General features: G+C 64.1%; 3 protein-coding genes and 1 pseudogene. 3 read left to right on the top strand and 1 reads right to left on the bottom strand.

Annotated features, from left to right (window positions below; translation table 11 throughout):
* Positions 1–141: 141 nt before the first annotated feature.
* Positions 142–1,152 (bottom strand): annotated as a pseudogene (locus AC0L3X_RS46660) (IS110 family RNA-guided transposase); the annotation flags it as partial.
* 278 nt (positions 1,153–1,430) lie between these two features.
* Here AC0L3X_RS46660 and AC0L3X_RS46655 point away from each other — a divergent pair.
* Genes AC0L3X_RS46655 through AC0L3X_RS46645 form a run of 3 tightly spaced genes read left to right on the top strand, consistent with a single transcriptional unit; the run spans position 1,431 to position 3,237 of the window.
* On the top strand, positions 1,431–1,895 hold the full coding sequence (locus tag AC0L3X_RS46655; protein WP_473317559.1) for a DUF2840 domain-containing protein: 465 nt from the start codon (positions 1,431–1,433) through the stop codon (positions 1,893–1,895).
* On the top strand, positions 1,892–2,404 hold the full coding sequence (locus AC0L3X_RS46650) for a S26 family signal peptidase (protein WP_473317558.1): 513 nt from the start codon (positions 1,892–1,894) through the stop codon (positions 2,402–2,404). Before AC0L3X_RS46655 ends, AC0L3X_RS46650 begins: the two co-directional genes overlap by 4 nt.
* 2 nt (positions 2,405–2,406) lie before the next feature.
* On the top strand, positions 2,407–3,237 hold the full coding sequence (locus AC0L3X_RS46645) for a lytic transglycosylase domain-containing protein (RefSeq protein WP_473317557.1): 831 nt from the start codon (positions 2,407–2,409) through the stop codon (positions 3,235–3,237).
* The last annotated feature ends 521 nt before the right edge of the window (positions 3,238–3,758 follow it).

Here is a 3,758-nt window from a genome sequence, read left to right as displayed (position 1 = left end):
CCCCCCCCCCCCCCCCCCCCCCCCCCCCCCCCCCCCCCCCCCCCCCCGCCGGCGCCCCCCCCCCCCGCGGCGCGCGCGGCGGGGGGGGGCCCCCCCCCCCCCCCCCCCCCCCCCCCCCCCCCCCCCCCGCTTGCCGCCGGCGCCAAACCGGAACGTGGTGCCGCTGCTCCAGATCTTGTGCAGCAGCACGGCGAGCGCGCGCGCCACGGCGGTTGCCGCGCGCTTCAAACCCTTCTTCCTGGCGAGCCGCAGGCCCCACAGCCGCAGCTTGAAGTTCTTCGGGATCCGGGTGAGGATCGCGATCGCCGCCTTGTACAGCATCGCCCGCGTCAGCTCATCACCGCATTTGGAGATCCTGCCGATGCGATCGGTCTGCCCGGACTGGTAGCGCCGCGGCGTCAATCCAAAATGCGCGCCGACATTGGTCGACTTCCTGAATCGGGCCGGATCGTCGACGGTGGCGCGGAACGTCAGCGCCACCAGCGCGCCGACACCCGGCACCGTCATCATCCGCCGCACCGCGTCGTCGCCGCGTGCGGCCGCCAGCACCAGCCGTTGCAGTTTTGCCAGTTGCTGCCGCATCGCACCGCGGGCGTCCAGCAGCGGCGTGACGATGGCCTCCAATTCCTTCTTCCCGGCCACGATCTCGCGCACCCGGGCTGCAAAACGTCCGACCGAGATCTCGCCGACCTTCAGGCCAAATGGTTTGAGCAAGCCGCGGATCATGTTCTCCATGTCGAGCACCTTGCCGAGCAGCGCCTTGCGCCCGACCAGCAGCGCCCGCAGCGTCTGCGCGCCTTCCGACTTGACGTGGACGGCACGGAACCAGCCGGTCCGCATCATCTGCGCGATGCCCTTGGCGTCGTTGCGGTCGGTCTTGTTCAGCATCGCGTTCAGCGCCGCCTTGGCGTGCCGGGTCTCGATGCAGGTCACGGGGAGGCCCTTTTCGGCGAGCGCCGTGAACAGCCAGGCGCTGTACGAGAACGCTTCCAGCCCGACGCGCTTGAGATGGATGCCCCATTCCGCCAAAAACAGCTCGATCGCATCCGGATCGGTCTCGAGCTTCGCTTCCCGGACTATGTTGCCGTCGCCGTCCACCACGCAAATGTTTGTCGCCTCCAGCGACACGTCGAGCCCTGCATAGAAGTCCATCGTTCGCCTCCACCGCCGACCGCCGGACCGCACCGCGCGTTCCGTTCGCGAATCGTTGCGAAGCATCATCGCCGCAACGCGGCCGGCGAGGGGGCACAAGTCAGTACCCCGGCTAACCAGAAATCCTGCGGATTTCTTCTAACGGACCAGGCCGAAAGCCGCATTGGAAGCGATTGGCAACGGCGAGCCGTCAATCCTGCTCGCCGGCAGAAGTCAAACAGGTACTTCCCCGCCCCCAAAGCTCACGGCTCTCTGTTCCAGCTTCAGGGAGCGGTGGCATGAGCGATCTCACCGAAGTGGAAGTGTTGTGGCTTGAGAAGCGCATCGAAAACCGCGTTCGGTTCGGTCGTATCGTCAAGGAACGGAAGCTTGATCGCCACCGGCGTGTCCTGTCATTCGCGCCTGGCAGCATCTTCGCCTTCGTCCGTTGGACGTCCAACGACTTTGGCACAATCATTTCGCGGATCGACATCCTGCGCGCGGTCGCGCCGGGACAGCGCTGCTCGACCGTCCCGTATGTGACACCCGGCGGCGAGATTCTGCTGCGCCTGTCAGGCTGGCCGAAGGTCGAGCGCGTGCTGCAAATGATCGATGCCGTTGAGGCCCTCGGCATCGATCCCGCCGACGTCGCCCCCGATCATTGGCATCACGTTCATAACCGTCTGTCCGTCAACGAGACCCCGCGGCCCTACACGAAAGCGCGTCATCAGGCATGGCTCCATCGTCAGAGGGTGATGCGATGACAGGCCGTTTGAAGACGCTGGCCGTGACGTTTGGGGCCGCTGCTGCGCTCGTCGCGACGATCGTCCTCGAGCCATTTCCGCTCTACATCTGGAATGCATCCGAGAGCGTGCCGATCGGTCTCTATCGGCTGCGACCGGCGGAACACTTCCATGTCACTGAGTTGGTCGCCGTGCAGCCGCCGGAGCCGCTTGCGACCTTCCTCGACTTAAACGGCTATCTGCCTGTCGGCGTCCCGATGCTCAAGCGCGTGCTGGCGCTCTCCGGTCAGAAGGTCTGCAGAAGCGGGCTCACGATTTCGGTCGACGAAGTCGCGGTGGGCGAGGCGAAGGACCACGACAGACGAGGCAGGCCGCTGCCGAAATGGCAGGGCTGCCGCGTCGTCGGCGACGGCGCGCTGTTTCTGATGAACTGGCAGTCGGACGACTCTCTTGATGGCCGGTATTTTGGATTTCTTCCGGCGTCGGCCGTGATCGGCCGTGCGATCCCGGTGTGGACGTGGGAGGAGTGATCGTGGGTATTCGACGTGTTCTCCTCGCCATTCCCTTGTTCGATCGATTGCGGGATCATTCCTCCGTCTCGATCGATGTCTGCAAGGCTGGCGCGAGCCCGACCGCGTGCTTTGGTCGGTTGGGCACGCCCGTTTGTGCTGTCGTGCCTCTGATGCTTCTTCTGACCGCATTCGACAGTGCTGCTTTGGCCCAGAGCGGATCAGCCGCCCAGCCGGCGATCAGTCAGACCGCTTACTCATTTGCCGGCTTCATCAATGAAGCCTCACAACGCTTTGCGATTGCGCCGAACTGGATCCAATCAGTCCAAAGCATCGAGAGTGCTGGTGTCGTGCACGCCAGATCGCCAAAAGGCGCAATGGGCCTGATGCAAATCATGCCGGCGACTTGGGCGGAACTTCGCGAGCGCTACGATCTCGGGAACGACCCCTACGACCCGCACGACAACATTCTGGCTGGCACGGCCTATCTGCGCGAACTGCTTGATAGGTATGGTTCGCCTGGCGCGTTTGCCGCGTACAACGCGGGACCATCTCGCTATGAAAAGCATCTCGCAGGCGGCTCTTTGCCAGGCGAGACGCGAGCATACGTCGCTAAGCTTGCAAATCTGCTTGCCGTCGAACTGCCGCCGATGTGGACGTCCAGCGGACAGTCATCAGCTGCTGCGACGTTATTCGTGCCGCGATCCGATCCAATGAAAACGCGCGATCGGTTGCTGGCGCTCGTGCCGTCGAGCGGTGCCACGACCGCAATCTCGGCGCCCGATGTTTCGCCCATGTTCGCCCGGCCTATTGGCGTGTTCGTCCCTCGATCGGATTCGGGAGGATCGCAATGACCAAGTGTGCGGGTTCGCAAGCCATGGCGTGCTTCACCGAGCAACTGGCAGAAGGGAGAGTAGTTGGCAAACACGACGTAAGCGTCCGGCGGCTGCACATCGGGCAGCTCGTGATATCAGTCGTCAGTTTCCAGGTTCGCGGGCGCCCCGTGACAGACATTCGGTTTGCATTCGAAACGCCGCAACACGATCGTGACGCTAAGACTTTCGGGTTTGCTACTGAAGGACGCTCGCTCACGCGACAAGAGTCCGCGGAGGAGTGCGACAATAGCGTGCTGACGGCATACGGGCGATGCCTTCGGCCCGCGCTCTACTCGTCGCTTCGCTCCTCACCGAGCCACCCTGCGGGTGTCTCGGCCCTTCGGGTAACGATCGCTATCGCAAACGCTCGCAAACAGTGGGGGCTTCGCAAGTCAAACAGCGACCGGCAGAACACGACGGCAGGACGGCTCTTCAAATCGGGCTTCGAAATAGCGGTGCACGGGGATAATGCGGCCGTGGCCAAATCCGGAGCCTGGTGC

The sequence above is a fragment of the Bradyrhizobium sp. MI1.7 genome (assembly GCF_055811795.1).
Note: the sequence above shows the minus strand (reverse complement) of the source record. Positions and strands in the feature narration are given on the sequence as shown.

Coding starts and splice junctions, on each gene's coding strand:
- AC0L3X_RS46650 (WP_473317558.1), top strand. CDS start 1,892: ATGACAGGCCGTTTGAAGACGCTGGCCGTGACGTTTGGGGCCGCTGCT.
- AC0L3X_RS46655 (WP_473317559.1), top strand. CDS start 1,431: ATGAGCGATCTCACCGAAGTGGAAGTGTTGTGGCTTGAGAAGCGCATC.